The organism is Salinibacterium sp. ZJ70, from assembly GCF_011751865.2.
Taxonomy (GTDB): domain Bacteria; phylum Actinomycetota; class Actinomycetes; order Actinomycetales; family Microbacteriaceae; genus Homoserinibacter.
This window is the reverse complement of record NZ_CP061770.1, coordinates 1,230,107-1,246,739: the sequence shown is the minus strand read 5'-3', so window position 1 is coordinate 1,246,739 and position 16,633 is coordinate 1,230,107. Positions and strand designations below refer to the sequence as shown.

Genomic DNA, 16,633 nt, shown 5'->3' with positions numbered 1-16,633 from the left:
ATCTTGTAGATCGAGGTCCGAAGACCTCGTTCTAAGATGCTCGCGTCCACTGTGTAGTTCTCAAATGACGGGCGGTATCCGCCGGCTCAAGCAAGTGATGCTCTCCCCGTCCGGATCCGAAGGTCGTTTCGCCGCATTCCTGCGACTGCCCGGTCCTTCAGGACCCAACAGCGTGCATGTCACCCGATTTCTCTTCCGACCCGTTCCTACCGGCAAGCCGGTGTACTAGCGTCTCGAGGATCCTCGAGCGACCTATGTCTATGTTCCACCCATGAGCACCACCTGAAGACATTCGCTTCAGAAGTGGCTCTGTCACTCCGAAGAGTGCAGTGCTCCTTAGAAAGGAGGTGATCCAGCCGCACCTTCCGGTACGGCTACCTTGTTACGACTTAGTCCTAATCACCGATCCCACCTTCGACAGCTCCCTCCTTGCGGTTGGGCCACTGGCTTCGGGTGTTACCGACTTTCATGACTTGACGGGCGGTGTGTACAAGGCCCGGGAACGTATTCACCGCAGCGTTGCTGATCTGCGATTACTAGCGACTCCGACTTCATGAGGTCGAGTTGCAGACCTCAATCCGAACTGAGACCGGCTTTTTGGGATTCGCTCCACCTTACGGTATTGCAGCCCTTTGTACCGGCCATTGTAGCATGCGTGAAGCCCAAGACATAAGGGGCATGATGATTTGACGTCATCCCCACCTTCCTCCGAGTTGACCCCGGCAGTCTCCTATGAGTTCCACCATTACGTGCTGGCAACATAGAACGAGGGTTGCGCTCGTTGCGGGACTTAACCCAACATCTCACGACACGAGCTGACGACAACCATGCACCACCTGTATACGAGTGTCCAAAGAGTTCTACATTTCTGCAGCGTTCTCGTATATGTCAAGCCTTGGTAAGGTTCTTCGCGTTGCATCGAATTAATCCGCATGCTCCGCCGCTTGTGCGGGCCCCCGTCAATTCCTTTGAGTTTTAGCCTTGCGGCCGTACTCCCCAGGCGGGGCGCTTAATGCGTTAGCTGCGACACGGAAACCGTGGAATGGTCCCCACATCTAGCGCCCAACGTTTACGGCATGGACTACCAGGGTATCTAATCCTGTTCGCTCCCCATGCTTTCGCTCCTCAGCGTCAGTTACGGCCCAGAGAACTGCCTTCGCCATCGGTGTTCCTCCTGATATCTGCGCATTCCACCGCTACACCAGGAATTCCATTCTCCCCTACCGCACTCTAGTCTGCCCGTACCCACTGCAGGCCCGAGGTTGAGCCTCGGGTTTTCACAGCAGACGCGACAAACCGCCTACGAGCTCTTTACGCCCAATAATTCCGGATAACGCTTGCACCCTACGTATTACCGCGGCTGCTGGCACGTAGTTAGCCGGTGCTTTTTCTGCAGGTACCGTCACTTTCGCTTCTTCCCTACTAAAAGAGGTTTACAACCGAAGGCCGTCATCCCTCACGCGGCGTTGCTGCATCAGGCTTTCGCCCATTGTGCAATATTCCCCACTGCTGCCTCCCGTAGGAGTCTGGGCCGTGTCTCAGTCCCAGTGTGGCCGGTCACCCTCTCAGGCGGCTACCCGTCGTCGCCTTGGTGAGCCATTACCTCACCAACAAGCTGATAGGCCGCGAGTCCATCCCAGACCGAAATTCTTTTCAGCTCCTAGCCATGCGGCTGAAGCTCGTATCCGGTATTAGACGCCGTTTCCAGCGCTTATCCCAGAGTCTGGGGCAGGTTACTCACGTGTTACTCACCCGTTCGCCACTGATCCAGAAGGAGCAAGCTCCCTCTTTCACCGTTCGACTTGCATGTGTTAAGCACGCCGCCAGCGTTCATCTGAGCCAGGATCAAACTCTCCGTAAAGGCTTGATAACCAGACGAAGCCCGGTAAATCAGTTGGATCCGGGGAAAACCGTGAATCATGCGAGTTTAATCTGACTAAAGGATTGTCTACTGACAATCCGTCAATCAAAGGAATTCACCAGCGAAGCTGGACGAGGTATAATTTGGCATATGACATAGTGCACGCTGTTGAGTTCTCAAGGACCAGACGCACCTGCTGCTCACCGTCACCGGCTCGCCCACAGGGCAACTTCTCTATCCTAACCCCACCGGTCCGCGTGTCAACTCGACACGCCGGGAGTTTCCTTCCGGTGGTCGTGGTGACCGCAGCTCCGAGGAGCGGGCCTGACGAGCGCCAGCGAGCTGGTCTTCGTCAGGGATCTTGTTCTGCCGCTTGAGGGGGCGGGGCCTTGGCCTCTCCGCTCTTCCCTGTGGGGCCGAACAAGTAAGACATTACGCGGATTCCGGCCCTCCCGCCTAATTCCGCATGCATCCCGGGCGTGTCGCCCATGAAATCAAGGTGTTGCGTCACCTACGCGAGGTCGACTCATCCGCCGAGGCCCAGGGAAATGCACGACGCCCCCACCCGAAAGCCGGGAGGGGGCGTCGATGAGGATCAGATCAGAGACCGGTGAGGCGCACGCCGGCGAGCGACTTCTTTCCGCGGCGGAGCACAGCAGCTCCCCCAGCGAGAGCGGTTCCCGCGAACGTCGCATCCTCGGAGTCGACCTTGACGTTGTTGACGTACACGCCTCCCTGAGCCACCGCGCGCCGCGCATCACTGAGGCTCTTCGTGAGACCGGTGTCCACGAGCGCCTGCACGACGGACGCCGATGCCGGCACCTCGACCGTCGCAAGCTCCTCGAGGGCCGCGCTGAGCGTCGCCGCATCCAGCGAGTCGAGATCACCCTGACCGAACAGGGCCTCCGACGCGGCGATGACGGCATCGGTCGCAGCGGCACCGTGCACGAGGGTCGTGACCTCACGTGCGAGCGTGCGCTGCGCTTCGCGCCGGAACGGCTCGTCGGCCACGAGCTGCTCGAGTCGCTCGATCTCCTCACGCGTGAGGAAGGTGAACACCTTGAGCCGCGCGATGACATCCGCATCGTCCGTGTTGAGCCAGAACTGGTAGAAGCGATACGGGCTGCACATGTCGGCGTCGAGCCAGATGGCGTTGCCCTCGCTCTTGCCGAACTTGGTGCCGTCGGAGTTGGTGATGAGGGGTGTTCCGATCGCGTGAACGCTCACCCCCTCCGCGCGGTGGATGAGATCGGTGCCGCTCGTGAGGTTGCCCCACTGGTCGCTGCCGCCCGTCTGCAGCACGCAGCCGTAGGTGCGGTACAGCTCGAGGAAGTCCATGCCCTGCAGGATCTGGTAGCTGAACTCGGTGTAGCTGATGCCGGCGTCCGAGTTCAGTCGCGCGGCGACTGCATCCTTCTTGAGCATCGTGCCGACGCGGAAGTGCTTGCCGACCTCGCGGAGGAAGTCGATCGCGCTGAGCGGCGCGGTCCAGTCGAGGTTGTTGACGATGCGCGCCGCTCCATCGCCGTCGAACGCGAGGAAGCGCTCGATCTGCCCACGCAGACGCTGCACCCATTCGGCGACGGTCTCAGGCGTGTTGAGTGTGCGTTCTGCCGTCGGGCGCGGATCTCCGATCAGTCCCGTCGATCCGCCGACGAGCCCGAGCGGAAGGTGCCCAGCGAGCTGCAGTCGCCGCATGACGAGCAGCTGCACGAGGTTGCCGAGGTGGAGACTCGGCGCCGTGGGGTCGAATCCGCAGTAGAACACGATCGGGTCTCCGGAGAGGAGTTCCTTGAGCGCGGCGGCGTCCGTCGAGACGTGGACGAGACCGCGCCAGTTCAGCTCCTCCCAGACGTCCGGGAAGCTGGGATCGTTGCGCTGCGCGCTGAGAACCTCGGTTGCGGGCATTGATCCAGGTTATCGCTCACGGTGCCGGACTCCGCGCAGATGCCCTCCCGCGTGAAGGGTTGATCATCGCTGTATCTAGCATCATGGGTTGATCTGTCGCTGATCATGCTTCTATGCTTGATGCGGAGGTCGCCATGTTCGTCATCACCGCAGACCAGATCGACAGCCGAAGCACCGCCAGCCGGGGCGCCGAGGCAGTCGAGCTCATCGAACGCCTCGGCGGCGGCCGACTCGCTCTGCCCGCAGATCGCACATCCGGAGACGAGGTCCAAGCGCTCACCGCCGACGCGCGGACAGCGCTCGAGATCACCCTCGCGCTCGTCCGTGACGGCCACTGGCGGGTGGGGCTCGGCATCGGAGCGGTCGACACTCCGCTCTCCGACACCACGCGCACCGCAACCGGCGCCGCCTTCGTCGCAGCGCGCGACGCCATCGACGTCGCCAAGAAGCGTCCGCTGGGTGCGGCGATCGAGATCGCGGGCGCGCCGACCAGCGAGGCCCGCCCCCTCTCCCCCAGCGCCGAGACCCTGCAGGCGATGCTCGATCTGCTGCTCACGGTGCGCATGCGCCGCTCTCCCGAGGGCTGGGAGGTCACCGACCTCGTCGACGCCGGCCTCTCACAGGGGGAAGCGGCCGCGCGGCTCGGCATCACCCCGCAGGCGGCGAGCAAGCGCGCGATCGCCGCCGCGACACGAGTCGACGCGGCTGCACGAGCCGGACTCGCCGAGCTGCTTGCCACCGCCGACGCGTCGGTGCGCGCAGACTCCTGACACACCCCGCGCGAACCCCGCCGAAGGAGCACCATGTTCGTCGTCCAGTACCTGTTCTGGTCGCTCGCCGTCCTCGCCAGCATCGGCGCGCTCGTCGCCATCGCGTTCGCCATCCGGATCCGGCGCCCGCAGTTCGCCCTGCTCGCCCTCATCCCCGTCGGCGGCGGCCTCCTCGCCGCCGCCTTCCGGCTGCCCCTTCTGCCCGAGCCTCCCGTGTTCGGCGTCCTGCTCGCCCTCCTCATCGCGGCGATCGGCGTCCTGGGCGGGAGCCCGGTCACGACCTACGTGCTCGACCTCGCCACCCGCGAGCCGGTGCGCCGCGGCGCACACGGCGGCATCCTCATCCGCACCGACGGCACGAGCGAAGAGCGCGAGGTGATGCGCGGCGGCACGACGATCGGATACCTCGAGCGGGTTGCGCTCATCGGCGGCATCGCGGTGGGACATCCGGAGGTCGCCGCGGCCGTCATCGCGATCAAGGGTCTCGGCCGATTCTCCGAACTCGATTCGGCTGCCGCGCGCGAGCGGTTCATCATCGGCACGCTCGCGAGCCTCATCTGGGCGGGCGCGTGCGCCGTGCTCACCATGATCGCGGCGGGCTGATCCGGCGGGTCGAGCGACCCGGCCGGATCACCCTCCGGCTAGCGGTGACTCGCCGCGTGCGCTCCCGCGCGTCGCCCGCTGAAGATGCCGTCGGCGAGCGCCAGACCGCTGATGTAGCTGTTCGAGCACACTCCCACCGCCGTTCGGCCCGCCGCGTACAGGCCTCGGATGGTGCTGCCATCCGCGCGCGCGACCAGCCCTGTCTCCCCGTCGACGACGAGGCCACCGAGTGTCAGGCCCGGAATCGGTGAGAACGGCGATGCGTCGTCCGAGATGTTGACCCCGTAGAAAGGCGCCTTCAGCACGGGCGCGCAGAGTTCCAGCTCCTTGTGGGCGGGATCACCGGCACCTGACGCGATTCCGTCGTTGTAGGCATCGACAGTACGCCGCAGCTCGGCGGCATCCACGCCCATCCGAGCCGCAAGCGCATCGAGCGAGCGAGCTTTCTTGTGCCCGAGGGTGAAGGTGAACAGGGCCGTCAGCTTGTGGAAGATCTGGGTCTGGGTCCAGAACTGACGTCGCGCCTTCTTCCAGTGAAGCGAGTCGTACACGGCCCAGCCCTTGCCCCCGAACTCGCGCATGAGCGCATTTCCGTGGGTCGCGCCGTAGAGATCCTCGTTGAGGATGCGTCGACCGTTCATGCCCACCGTGACGCCTTCGACGAAGGCGCTCGGCGGCGACAGGAACCGCCACGCCGTGACATTGCCCATCTTGTCCACTGCGCCGCCCGCGTCGATACCGAGCTGGATTCCCGAGCCGTCGTCAGCGGGGGTGCCGAGCGGAGAGATCTTGGTGAACTCGGGCGCGTGCTCGGCAACCCATTCCCGGTTGTAGATGAAGCCTCCGGCCGCGAGGATGACCGCCGAGGCGCGGGCCTCTCGCTGCTCCGCGCCCTCATCCCAGAGCTTCTGGATCCGGTCGGTCGTGCCTTTCACGAGGTCGGGCGCCCAGTTGCCGATCTTGGCGGTGCGCTTCGTCATCCGCCGATGACGAGCGGCATTCGGATGGGTCTGATCCAGAACGCGATACCGCACACCGACGACGGCGTCGTCTTCGACGATGAGCTCCGTGACACGCGCGATGGGTATGAACTCGACCCCCTTGCGAAGCGCCGACTCGTGCAGCGCCGCCCAGAGTGCCTTCCCGGAGGCGAGCCCCTTGGCGACGGTGCGGTGACCGCGCGGAGCCGGTGTCGCGCTCGCGACGTACGGATGCGCCTTCTCGTTTCCGGAGAAGTACAGGTAATGCGCGTCTGTCGGATAGGACGTCTTGTATGGCGCGACACTCGATCTGAACGAGGCTCCCTGCTCCTCGAGCCACGGGATGGTCCCCGGGCTCTGCTCGCAGAAGCGCCTCAGGGTGGCGTCATCGACCGCATCGCCGACTTCATTCCTGAGGTACGCGTAGAGGTTCTCGGGTGTATCGGAGTAGCCCGCCTCCTTCTGCTGTCGGGTGCCACCGCCTGCATACACGACGCCTCCGGACAGCGCGCTCGCCCCGCCGCCGTAGGCGCGGTCGAGCAGCAGCACGCGAGCGCCCCCGTCCGCTGCTTCGATCGCTGCCGACGCACCGGCGACTCCGTCGCCGACCACGATCACATCGAATTCACGTGTTGACGCCATCGTCAGATCGTCTCCCCCGCGTCAGCGAGGAGAACGCTTCCCGTCATGATCATCGAGAGGTCGGATGCCGCGAACAGCACGACCCGGGCGATGTCGTCGGGGGCGCCGACACGGCCGATCAGGCTCTGGTTCATGACGTCGAAGGGCGGAAGTTCGATTCCTGCGGCCGCCGCCTGCTCCATCATCGCCTGCGCCATCGCCATGTTCCCTTCGGTCGGGACGTAGCTGGGGGCGACCCCGAGCACACGCACTCCGAGGGGCGCGAATTCGAGAGCCATCGCCTTCGTCATTCCGACCACGGCGTGCTTCGACCCGACGTAGGCCGCCATCCCGGGTCCGGCAACCTGGAACCCAGCTGTCGACACGATGTTGACGATGACACCTCCCGTGCCGGTCATGCGCTTCGCGGCCTCTCGGGATCCGAGGAAGACCCCTCGCGAGTTGACGGCGAACACCTGCTCCCACATCTCCACCGGCATCTGCGCGGTGGGCATGTTGGGAAAGAGCCCTGCATTGTTGACCCAGATGCCGAGGCTGCCGAGTGCGGCGGCCGCCTTCTCTGCACCGGCGACGACCGAGGACTCGTCCGACACATCCATCCCGACGCCGACCGCGTTCACCGAATAGGTGTCCGCGAGCTCGCGCGCACATGCCGAGGCACGTTCCTCATCCAGGTCGGCGATGGCGATGTCGGCTCCTGCTTCGGCCAGGCGTGCGGCGATGGCACGGCCGAGGCCCTGCGCACCGCCCGTCACAAGCGCGGAGCGACCTGTGAGTGAGAGGAGCTCGGTGATGGATCGACTCGAGACATCGGAGAAGGGGAAAGACATGGCGACCTCCTTGGCGCTGTATTTATGGCACATACTGTCATAAATCACGCGACCCACGCACTACCGTGGTGTGATGACCCCCAGCAGCCCACGCCGAGGCCGACCGCCTGTCGCCGACGTCGAGGAGCTTCGGGCCGCTGCTCTCGCCCACATCGAACGCGTCGGGTTCGAGAACGTGTCGATGGCCACGCTCGCGCACGCCGTCGGGGTGAGCCTGCGCACGCTGCATCGCTACTTCCCCTCCAAGTCGGACATCGTGTGGGGCGGGCTGGAGCAGTCGATCGATGCACTGCGCGATGGCATGCGGCACGCGGATGACGCGCTGCCAGCCATCACCGCCATCTCCGATGTCGTCGTCCGCGTCTTCGCACTCACGGACGACGATCTCGCTGTCATGCGCGCACGACTGCGGCTCATCGCGCTGTCTCCCGAGCTGCGTGCATCCCAGTCATCGACGTTCGATGCCTGGAAGTCGGAACTCGTCGCCTTCATCGCCCGTCGACGCGGAGAATCCACGAACCACCTCATGCCCGTCGTGCTCGGCGCCGCCGTGCACACCGCGATCATGGAATCGCTCACGTGGTGGGCGTCCACCGACAGCGTCGCCGACCCCGCCGAGTGCGTCGCGGCCGCCCTGCGCGGCCTGGACGACGCCTAGGCTGCGGAACCAGGAGGCCGAGCGCTCACGATGATCGCGGCGGGCTGACCCTCCGACGCGGCACCGCCGCGCGATACACCGACACCGTCGGATCGCCGGGGATCCAGAATCGCAGCGGGAACGCATCCGTTCCGCCCTCGCCGGACACGCCCACCCGCGGTCCGACCGCGAACGGCTCGGGTGCGTCCGGGAGCTCGAGCGCGAACGGCTCGCCGTCGAGCGGCGCCGCGTCGTCCGACAGGGCGATGCCGAGCGCCTTCGTGAGCCGCGCGGGTCCGCGCGCGAGATCCGCATCCGCCCGGGAGGTGGTGCGACGCGTGCGGGCGAGCTCGATCCCCTCGACGACCTCGCCTGCGCGCAGCAGGACGGCGCTCGCGGTGCCCGCCGGCGAGCACACGATGTTCGCGCACACGTGCATGCCGTAGGTGAAGTACACGTACAGCTTCCCCGGCTCGCCGAACATCGTGCGGGTGCGCGGCGTGACGCCGCGGAAGGCATGGGATCCGGGATCGGTCTCGCCGAGGTACGCCTCCACCTCGGTGAGACGCACGGTCACCCCTCGCCCGGCGAGCCGGGCCCCGAGCAGCCGAGGCGCCACCTCATCGGCGGCGCCTCGCAGCAGCTCGGGGAGCTTCAGGACGCGAACTCCGCCATGCGCGACGTGAGGGCGGCGAGCTGCTCGGCGACGCGCTCCGGTGCGGTGCCCCCCGTGCCGACGCGGCTCGCCAGCGAGCCCTCGACCGTCAGCACGTCCCGCACGTCGGGCTTCAGGCGCGGGTCGATCGCGGCGTACTGCTCGTCGCTCGGCTCATCGAGCTCCATGCCGTTCTCCTCGCAGAAGCGCACGAGCGCACCCGAGATCTCGTGGGCCTCGCGGAACGGCACACCCTGCCGCACGAGATGGTCCGCCACGTCGGTCGCGAGCGAGAAGCCCTGCGGCGCGAGCTCCGCCATCCGCTCGACGTCGAAGGTGAGCGTCGCGACCATGCCCGTGAATGCCGGCAGCAGCACCTCGAGCGTGCGCACCGAGTCGAAGACGGGCTCCTTGTCCTCCTGCAGGTCGCGGTTGTAGCCGAGCGGCAGGCCCTTGAGGGTGGCGAGCAGGCCCGTGAGGTTGCCGAGGAGGCGGCCGGACTTGCCGCGCGCGAGCTCGGCGATGTCGGGGTTCTTCTTCTGCGGCATGATCGACGACCCCGTCGAGTAGCCGTCGTGCAGGCGCACGAATCCGAACTCCCGCGTGTTCCAGATGATGATCTCCTCGCTCAAGCGCGAGAGGTCGATGCCGATCTGGGCGGCGATGTAGGCGAACTCGGCGACCACATCGCGGCTCGCGGTCGCGTCGATCGAGTTGGGCATCGGGTGTGTGAGGCCGAGCTCCGCGGCGATCGCGTTCGGGTCGAGCCCGAGCGCACCGCCGGCGACGGCACCGGCGCCGTAGGGCGACTCGGTCGCGCGCACGCGCCAGTCGCGCAGACGCTCGAGGTCGCGCACGATCGGCCAGGCGTGGGCGAGCAGGTGGTGCGCGAGCAGGATCGGCTGCGCGTGCTGCAGGTGCGTGCGTCCGGGCATCACGGCGCCGGGGTGCGCGGCGGCCTGAGCGGCGAGGGCATCCACGAGCTGCACGAGCTCGTGGCCGATGCGGTCGGCGTGATCGAGAAGGTAGAGACGGATGAGCGTCGCGATCTGGTCGTTGCGGCTGCGTCCGGCGCGCAGCTTGCCGCCGAGCTCCGGGCCCACCGCCGCGACGAGCTCGCGCTCGAGAGCGAAGTGCACATCCTCGTCCTCGGGACGGGGACGGATGCGTCCGTCGCGCACGCCCTCGTCGACCTCATCGATGCCGGCGAGCATGCGCGTGAGCTCATCAGCGTCGAGGAAGCCAGCCGCGGCAAGAGCGCGAGCGTGGGCACGCGATCCGCGCAGGTCGTACCCCGCGAGCTCCCAGTCGAAGTGCGTCGAGCGGCTGAGCTCGGCGAGCTCAGGCGAGGGACCGTCGGCGAATCGGCCGCCCCACAGGCTCGCGCCGCCTGCCTTCTCGGTCGCGTTCTCAGGGGTACCCGGTTCGGTGGGGGTCACTGCCATCAGATCTGATCTCCTCGTGTCGTTCCCAGTCTAGAAGTCCGCGATATCGCTATGGTTTTGCCATGTCCGAGCCGAACACGCCCACGGTCCCTCCCGTCCCGCCTGCAGGCGGCACCCCTCCGACGCCGCGCTACGGTGAGTTCGCGCCGGTCGAAGGCTCACCCTCGGCCTCTGCGCCGCCCGCCGCAGCCACCCCGCCCGCTTACGGTCAGCCGGGTTCCGCGCCGCAGCCGACCTACGGTCAGGCCGCCGAGCAGCCCGCGTACGGCCAGCCGCAGTACGGTCAGCCCGCATACGGTCAGTCCTCGCCGGCCCAGCCTGCGTACACGCAGCCGAGCGCCGATCAGCAGCCCTACGGCCAGCAGCCGTACGGCCAGCAGCCCGGCTACCCCGCCGCGGGAGCTCCCGTGTACGGTCAGCCCGGTTTCGCCGCTCCCCCGGCACGCCGCAAGGTGTGGGACGTCGTGCTCACGATCATCCTGCTCGTGCTCGGTCTCTTCGGGGTGCTCTTCGCACTGCTCGCGACACTCGCCCTGGATCCTGCAGCCCTTGACGAGTCATTCCGTCAGCAGGGCCTCGACGGCTTCAACGGGGAGGTCGGGGCCGCCGCCGCGATCATCGTCGCGAGCCACGTGATCCTGTACGTGGTCGCCGCTGCACTGTCGATCTTCCTTCTCGTGAAGCGCAAGATCGCGTTCTACGTCCCGCTGTCGGCGGGCATCCTCGCCGCGATCATCTTGTGGGCCGTGATGTTCTCAGTGATCCTGAGCGACCCGAACTTCGTGAGCATGAACAGCTGACGCCCCCTGAACACGCATGAGCGGGCCCCGATCTGATCGGGGCCCGCTCTTGTCGTCTCACGCTGCGGCGCGCTCCAGAAGCCATACCAGGAGGGCCTTCTGCGCGTGCAGGCGGTTCTCCGCCTCGTCCCAGATGACGCTCTGAGGCCCGTCGATGACGCTCGGCGCCACCTCGAATCCGCGATCGGCCGGAAGGCAGTGCAGGAAGACCGCGTCGGACTTCGCGTGCGTCATGAGCTCGTCGGTCACCTGGAAGCCGCCGAAGGTCGCCACCCGGTGCGCCTTCTCGTCTTCCTTGCCCATCGAGACCCAGGTGTCGGTCACGACGACATCGGCGCCCTCGACCGCGGCGACGGGATCGGTGAAGACCTCGACGGATCCGCCGGTCTCGGCTGCACGTCGCTCGGCGTCAGCGACCACATCGGCGGCCGGGCTGAACTCGATCGGCGCCGCGATGCGCACATGCATGCCCGCCGTCGCTCCCGCGAGCAGGTAGCTGTGCGCCATGTTGCAGGCGCCGTCGCCGAGGAAGGTGACGGTGAGTCCCTTCAGCTCGCCCTTGTGCTCGCGGATGGTGAGCAGGTCGGCGAGCAGCTGGCACGGGTGGAAGTCATCCGAGAGCGCGTTGACGACGGGCACCGTGGTGCCGGCGGCCATCTCCTCGAGCCCCGACTGCGCGTAGGTGCGCCACACGATCGCTGAGACCATGCGCTCGAGCACGCGTGCGGTGTCCGACGGGGTCTCCTTGCCGCCGAGCTGGCTGTTCGCGGTGGAGATGATGAGCGGGCTGCCGCCGAGGTCGGCGATGCCGACCGCGAAGCTCACGCGCGTGCGCGTCGAGGACTTGTCGAAGATCACGGCGACCGTCTGGGGTCCCGCGAGCGGCTTGCGGCTGTAGCGGTCGACCTTGAGCTCGGCGGCGAGATCGAGGATCTCGGCCTGCTCGGCGGGGGTCAGGTCGTCGTCGCGGAGGAAGTGGCGAGTCATGCGTGGTCTCCGGGGTCGGTGTGCGGGATGTCGAGGGCCTCGGCGAAGATGCGCATGAATTCGCGGATCTCCTCCTCGCCGATGATGAGAGGCGGGGCAAGGCGGATGCGGTGCTCGTTCGCGGCGTTGATGATGAGACCGCGATCGAGCGCGCGTCGCACGACGATGCCGGCGACGGGCTCGGCGAGGCCGATGCCCAGCAGGAGGCCGCGCCCCTGGATGTCGGTCACGAGCGGTGAGCCGAGCGCCGAGATGCGGGCCACGAGCTCCTCACCGCGCACACGCGCGTTCTCGATGAGCCCCGCGGCCTCGATCTCGCCGAGCACGGCGTTCGCGGCGGCTGCGGCGAGCGGGTTGCCCCCGAAGGTCGACCCGTGGTGTCCGGGACCGAACAGCTCAGCGGCGTCGCCGAAGGCGACGAGCGCCCCGATCGGGAATCCGCCTCCGATGCCCTTCGCGAGCGACACCGCATCCGGCACGATCCCCTCGTGCTGGAACGCGAACCAGTCGCCCGTGCGGCCGGCACCCGTCTGGATCTCATCGAGGATGAGCAGCGTGCCGTGCTTCCGGGTGAGTTCGCGGGCGGCCGTGAGGAATCCCTCGGGCAGGTCGACGACGCCCGCCTCGCCCTTGATGGGCTCGACGACGAACGCCGCGACGTCTCCCGGAGCGAGAGCTTCCTCGAGCTCCTCGATCGTGGCCTCGATGTGGGTCACCCCCGGCATGAGCGGCTCGAACGGCTTCTGCAGCGCAGGCTTGCCGGTGAGGCTCAGCGAGCCCATCGTGCGGCCGTGGAACGAGTTCTTCAGCGCGACGAGACGCGTGCGTCCGGTGAGACGCGAGAGTTTGATGGCCGCCTCGTTCGCCTCGGCGCCCGAGTTGCAAAGGTACACGCGGTCGCCGCCGGTGATGCGGGCGAGGCGGGCGGCCAGCTCGATCTGCGGTTCGGATGCGAAGTAGTTCGACACGTGGGCGACACGCGACGCCTGCGTGCTCACCGCGTGCACGAACGCCGGATGTGCGTGGCCGAGAGCATTGACGGCGATGCCCGCGAGGAAGTCGAGGTAGCGGTTGCCCTCGACATCCCACACCTGGGCGCCCTCGCCGCGCTGCAGCACGGCGAGCGGCGCAGGCGCCGACTTCATCATGACGCGCGCGAAGGTCTCGCCGTGTTCGTCGGTCGCGGTCATGCGGACACCACCTCTGTGCCGATTCCGGCATCCGTGAAGATCTCGAGAAGAACCGAGTGCGGGCGGCGGCCGTCGATGATCGCCGCCTTCGGCACTCCCCCGTCGACGGCTTCGAGGCACGCCGACATCTTGGGGATCATGCCCGACTCGAGGCTCGGCAGAAGCGCGGCGAGCTCATCGCGCGTGATGTGCGAGACGAGCGAATCGCGGTTCGGCCAGTCGCTGTAGAGGCCTGCGACATCCGTGAGGACGACGAGCTTCTCGGCTCCGAGCGCGACCGCGAGTGCCGCCGCCGCGGAGTCCGCGTTGACGTTGAGCGACTGCCCGGGCACGTCGATATCCGGCGCGATCGACGACACGACGGGGATCCGTCCGGCGTCGATAGCGGTGAGCACGGCGGCCGGGTCGACGGCGATGACATCGCCCACGAGTCCGATGTCGACGGTCTCGCCGTCGACGACCGCGCCCCGACGTCGGCCCTGGAAGAGCCCCGCGTCCTCGCCCGAGATCGCCGTGGCGAGCGGGCCGTGGTGGTTGATGAGCGTGACGAGCTCGCGGCTCACCTGGCCGGTGAGCACCATCCGCACGATCTCCATCGCCTCAGGGGTGGTCACGCGGTAGCCGCCGCGGAACTCGCTGTGGATGCCGAGGCGCTCGAGCATGGCCGAGATCTGGGGCCCACCGCCGTGCACGACGACGGGCTTGATGCCCACCGAGCGGAGGTAGACCATGTCCTCGGCGAAGGCGCGCTGCAGCTCCGCGTCGACCATGGCGTTGCCGCCGAACTTGATGACCATGACGCGGCCCGCGAAGCGCTTCAGCCACGGGAGCGACTCGATGAGCGTCGCAGCCTTCGCCGGAGCGTCCTGTGCGCGCGGGTCGAGTTCCTCGAGGGGATTCTTGCCGCCGCTCATGACGAGTACGCGCTGTTCTCGTGGACGTAGTCGTGCGTGAGGTCGTTCGTGAGAATGATCGCGCCGGAATGCCCCGCGTTGAGCTCGAGCTGCAGCAGCAGCTGCCGAGGCGTCAGATCGACCTCGCTGCGTGGACGGTCAGGGCCGCCCTTCGTGCACACGCGGACGCCGTTCATGGAGACGTCGACGTCGTACGGGTCGAACGCCGCGTTCGTCGTGCCGATCGCGGCGAGCACTCGCCCCCAGTTGGGGTCGTTGCCGAACACGGCTGCCTTGAACAGGTTGTTGCGGGCGATCGCACGACCGACCTCGACGGCATCCTCTTCCGTCGCCGCGCTCATGACCTCGATGACGATGTCGTGACTCGCACCCTCGGCATCCTGCTGGAGCTGGAACGCGAGATCCATGCAGAGGGCCTGCAGGGCGGCCGAGAAGAAGTCGAGGTCGGGCTCGATGCCGGAGGCGCCGCTGGCAAGGAGCGTCACCTGGTCGTTGGTCGACATGCAGCCGTCCGAGTCGAGGCGGTCGAAGGTGACGCGGGTCGCGAAGCGCAGGGCCCGATCGGCCTCCGCGGGCGTCAGGACCGCGTCGGTCGTGATGACGACGAGCATCGTCGCGAGGCCCGGAGCGAGCATGCCCGCACCCTTCGCCATGCCGCCGATGGTCCATCCGTCGCGGCTCACAACAGCGCGCTTGGGCTTCGAGTCGGTCGTCATGATGGCTTCGGACGCGGCAACGCCGCCATCCGCGGTGCGCGCCTCGGCCGCGGCGTGGGCTCCCGCGATGAGCTTCTCGCGCGGAAGCTGGTCGCCGATGAGCCCTGTCGAGCACACGAGAACATCGCCAGCCGAGACGCCGAGAGCCGCGCCGACGGCCTCCGCCGTCGCGTGGGCGGTCTGGAATCCCTCGGCACCCGTGAAGCAGTTGGCGCCGCCCGAGTTGAGGATGACGGCGCTCACCGTGCCGTCGGCGATGACCTGCTGCGACCAGATGATCGGGTTGGCCTTCGCGCGGTTGCTCGTGAACACGGCCGCGGCGGTGTGCAGCGGCCCCTCGTTGACGACGAGCGCGAGATCGAGCTTGTCGAAGCCCTTGATGCCTGCGGCGATGCCCGCCGCAGTGAATCCGGATGGGGCGGTGACGCTCACGGGGCGACTCCATTCACGGGAAGACCGAGCGTCTCGGGAAGACCGAGAGCGATGTTGGTGGACTGCACCGCGGCTCCCGCGGTGCCCTTGACGAGGTTGTCGATCGCCGACACGACGACCACGCGGCCCGCGTTCTCGTCGATCGCGAGCCCCATGAGCGCGGTGTTCGCGCCCGTCGTCTCGTTCGAGCCGGGGAAGGACCCCGCGGGCAGCACATGCACGAACGCCTCATCGGCGTACGCTGCCTCCCACGCCTCGCGCACCTGTGCGGCGGTGACGCCGGGGGCGAGCTTCGCCGTCGAGGTCGCGAGGATGCCGCGCGACATCGGGACGAGCACCGGGGTGAACGAGATGCTCACACCCGTGCCGCCCGCCGCGGTGAGGTTCTGGATGATCTCGGGCGTGTGACGGTGAATGCCGCCGACCGCATATGCCGAAGCGCTGCCCATGATCTCGCTCGCGAGCAGGTTCGGCTTGAGCGCCTTGCCCGCACCCGAGGTGCCCACAGCGAGCACCGAGACCAGGTCGTCGGGTTCGACGACACCCGCCGCGATGCCGGGAGCGAGCCCCAGGGTGATCGCCGTCACGTTGCATCCGGGAACCGCGATGCGGTTCGTTCCGGGGATGTTCTCACGCTGCTTCGCCGCGCCGCCGTCGATCAGAAGCTCGGGCATGCCGTACGTCCACGCGCCGTGATACTCGCCGCCGTAGAAAGCAGCCCAGGCCGCAGGGTCGGTGAGACGGTGGTCGGCGCCGCAGTCGACGGCGAGGACGTCGTCGGGCAGCTGCGCGGTGATCTCGCCGGACGCTCCATGCGGGAGCGCGAGGAAGACGACATCCGCCTCGGCGAGCACGCTCGCGTCCGTTGGCTGCAGTTCGAGGTCACGCAGGCTCGTGAGGTGCGGATGCACGCTCGAGAGCTTCTGACCGGCATTGGAGTGGGCGGTGACGACGCGGATCTCGAACTCGGGATGACCAGCGAGCAGACGCAGGAGTTCGCCTCCCGCATAGCCGCTGGCGCCCGCGACGGCGACGGAGATGGACATGCTTCAACCTTAGGCTTCGTGGAATCGGGACCGGAGCGGCGACGCCACACGAAACACTGATCGAGTCAGCTGCGCGGCGTCGCCGAGATTCGGCGCACGCGGCGAGCACGACGGAGCTGAACGCTCTCGACCGTGACCCGCTGACTCATGCTCCGAGGCTATCAGACCCGGATGCCCGAATCCGCGGGCCGAATCGCCGCATTTCGGGGCCGTGACT

Annotated in this window: 14 protein-coding genes and 1 rRNA gene; 4 read left to right on the top strand and 11 right to left on the bottom strand. The window is 67.2% G+C overall.

The annotated features are described in order from the left end of the window. Window positions 1-340: 340 nt before the first annotated feature. Both HCR12_RS05850 and tyrS read right to left on the bottom strand, forming a co-directional pair. Window positions 341-1,861, bottom strand: a 16S ribosomal RNA gene (locus HCR12_RS05850). A gap of 600 nt (window positions 1,862-2,461) precedes the next feature. Further along, window positions 2,462-3,769, bottom strand: a complete 1,308-nt coding sequence (gene tyrS / locus HCR12_RS05845; protein ID WP_166869064.1) for a tyrosine--tRNA ligase — start codon at window positions 3,767-3,769, stop codon at window positions 2,462-2,464. 113 nt (window positions 3,770-3,882) lie between these two features. Here tyrS and HCR12_RS05840 point away from each other — a divergent pair, with 113 nt between their 5' ends. Further along, window positions 3,883-4,539: a DNA-binding protein gene (locus HCR12_RS05840; protein WP_224763691.1), complete on the top strand. Its 657-nt coding sequence runs from the start codon at window positions 3,883-3,885 to the stop codon at window positions 4,537-4,539. A gap of 33 nt (window positions 4,540-4,572) precedes the next feature. Further along, window positions 4,573-5,142, top strand: coding sequence for a hypothetical protein (locus HCR12_RS05835; protein WP_166869066.1), 570 nt, complete (start codon window positions 4,573-4,575; stop codon window positions 5,140-5,142). A gap of 38 nt (window positions 5,143-5,180) precedes the next feature. On the opposite strand, the gene HCR12_RS05830 is transcribed toward HCR12_RS05835, so the two are convergent. Next, window positions 5,181-6,764, bottom strand: a complete 1,584-nt coding sequence (locus HCR12_RS05830; RefSeq protein ID WP_166869068.1) for an FAD-binding protein — start codon at window positions 6,762-6,764, stop codon at window positions 5,181-5,183. A 2-nt stretch (window positions 6,765-6,766) separates the two neighbouring features. Continuing rightward, on the bottom strand, window positions 6,767-7,594 hold the full coding sequence (locus HCR12_RS05825; RefSeq protein ID WP_166869070.1) for an SDR family NAD(P)-dependent oxidoreductase: 828 nt from the start codon (window positions 7,592-7,594) through the stop codon (window positions 6,767-6,769). 73 nt (window positions 7,595-7,667) lie between these two features. Between HCR12_RS05825 and HCR12_RS05820 the strand changes: the two genes are divergently transcribed. Next, on the top strand, window positions 7,668-8,252 hold the full coding sequence (locus HCR12_RS05820) for an acyl-CoA-like ligand-binding transcription factor (RefSeq protein ID WP_166869072.1): 585 nt from the start codon (window positions 7,668-7,670) through the stop codon (window positions 8,250-8,252). Between the two features lie 25 nt (window positions 8,253-8,277). On the opposite strand, the gene HCR12_RS05815 is transcribed toward HCR12_RS05820, so the two are convergent. Further along, window positions 8,278-8,889 carry a DNA-3-methyladenine glycosylase gene (locus HCR12_RS05815; protein WP_166869531.1) on the bottom strand — a complete coding sequence of 204 codons (612 nt, stop codon included), beginning with the start codon at window positions 8,887-8,889 and terminating at the stop codon, window positions 8,278-8,280. Next, on the bottom strand, window positions 8,886-10,331 hold the full coding sequence (argH, locus tag HCR12_RS05810) for an argininosuccinate lyase (RefSeq protein WP_166869075.1): 1,446 nt from the start codon (window positions 10,329-10,331) through the stop codon (window positions 8,886-8,888). Before argH ends, HCR12_RS05815 begins: the two co-directional genes overlap by 4 nt. 62 nt (window positions 10,332-10,393) lie before the next feature. Here argH and HCR12_RS05805 point away from each other — a divergent pair, with 62 nt between their 5' ends. Next, a complete protein-coding gene (locus tag HCR12_RS05805) occupies window positions 10,394-11,131 on the top strand; it encodes a DUF6264 family protein (RefSeq protein ID WP_166869077.1) in 738 nt (245 codons plus the stop codon). A 57-nt stretch (window positions 11,132-11,188) separates the two neighbouring features. Here HCR12_RS05805 and argF read toward each other — a convergent pair whose 3' ends face one another. From argF to argC, 5 genes are read right to left on the bottom strand one after another with little or no spacing between them, the layout of a single operon-like run. After that, the gene (gene argF / locus HCR12_RS05800; protein WP_166869079.1) at window positions 11,189-12,118 is read right to left on the bottom strand and encodes an ornithine carbamoyltransferase; all 930 of its coding nucleotides are present in this window, start codon (window positions 12,116-12,118) and stop codon (window positions 11,189-11,191) included. Then, on the bottom strand, window positions 12,115-13,308 hold the full coding sequence (locus tag HCR12_RS05795; RefSeq protein WP_166869081.1) for an acetylornithine transaminase: 1,194 nt from the start codon (window positions 13,306-13,308) through the stop codon (window positions 12,115-12,117). Before HCR12_RS05795 ends, argF begins: the two co-directional genes overlap by 4 nt. Next, window positions 13,305-14,222 carry an acetylglutamate kinase gene (gene argB, locus HCR12_RS05790; RefSeq protein WP_166869085.1) on the bottom strand — a complete coding sequence of 306 codons (918 nt, stop codon included), beginning with the start codon at window positions 14,220-14,222 and terminating at the stop codon, window positions 13,305-13,307. The genes HCR12_RS05795 and argB overlap by 4 nt, the downstream gene beginning before the upstream one ends. After that, window positions 14,219-15,370 (bottom strand): bifunctional glutamate N-acetyltransferase/amino-acid acetyltransferase ArgJ, encoded by a 1,152-nt coding sequence (gene argJ, locus HCR12_RS05785; RefSeq protein WP_166869086.1) that lies wholly within the window; start codon window positions 15,368-15,370, stop codon window positions 14,219-14,221. Before argJ ends, argB begins: the two co-directional genes overlap by 4 nt. Beyond that, a complete protein-coding gene (gene argC / locus HCR12_RS05780; RefSeq protein WP_166869087.1) occupies window positions 15,367-16,416 on the bottom strand; it encodes an N-acetyl-gamma-glutamyl-phosphate reductase in 1,050 nt (349 codons plus the stop codon). The genes argJ and argC overlap by 4 nt, the downstream gene beginning before the upstream one ends. Window positions 16,417-16,633: the final 217 nt, after the last annotated feature.

Coding starts and splice junctions, on each gene's coding strand:
- argB (WP_166869085.1), bottom strand. CDS start 14,222: ATGAGCGGCGGCAAGAATCCCCTCGAGGAACTCGACCCGCGCGCACAG.
- HCR12_RS05805 (WP_166869077.1), top strand. CDS start 10,394: ATGTCCGAGCCGAACACGCCCACGGTCCCTCCCGTCCCGCCTGCAGGC.
- HCR12_RS05840 (WP_224763691.1), top strand. CDS start 3,883: ATGCTTGATGCGGAGGTCGCCATGTTCGTCATCACCGCAGACCAGATC.
- HCR12_RS05835 (WP_166869066.1), top strand. CDS start 4,573: ATGTTCGTCGTCCAGTACCTGTTCTGGTCGCTCGCCGTCCTCGCCAGC.
- HCR12_RS05830 (WP_166869068.1), bottom strand. CDS start 6,764: ATGGCGTCAACACGTGAATTCGATGTGATCGTGGTCGGCGACGGAGTC.
- argF (WP_166869079.1), bottom strand. CDS start 12,118: ATGACTCGCCACTTCCTCCGCGACGACGACCTGACCCCCGCCGAGCAG.
- HCR12_RS05825 (WP_166869070.1), bottom strand. CDS start 7,594: ATGTCTTTCCCCTTCTCCGATGTCTCGAGTCGATCCATCACCGAGCTC.
- HCR12_RS05795 (WP_166869081.1), bottom strand. CDS start 13,308: ATGACCGCGACCGACGAACACGGCGAGACCTTCGCGCGCGTCATGATG.
- argH (WP_166869075.1), bottom strand. CDS start 10,331: ATGGCAGTGACCCCCACCGAACCGGGTACCCCTGAGAACGCGACCGAG.
- HCR12_RS05820 (WP_166869072.1), top strand. CDS start 7,668: ATGACCCCCAGCAGCCCACGCCGAGGCCGACCGCCTGTCGCCGACGTC.
- tyrS (WP_166869064.1), bottom strand. CDS start 3,769: ATGCCCGCAACCGAGGTTCTCAGCGCGCAGCGCAACGATCCCAGCTTC.
- argC (WP_166869087.1), bottom strand. CDS start 16,416: ATGTCCATCTCCGTCGCCGTCGCGGGCGCCAGCGGCTATGCGGGAGGC.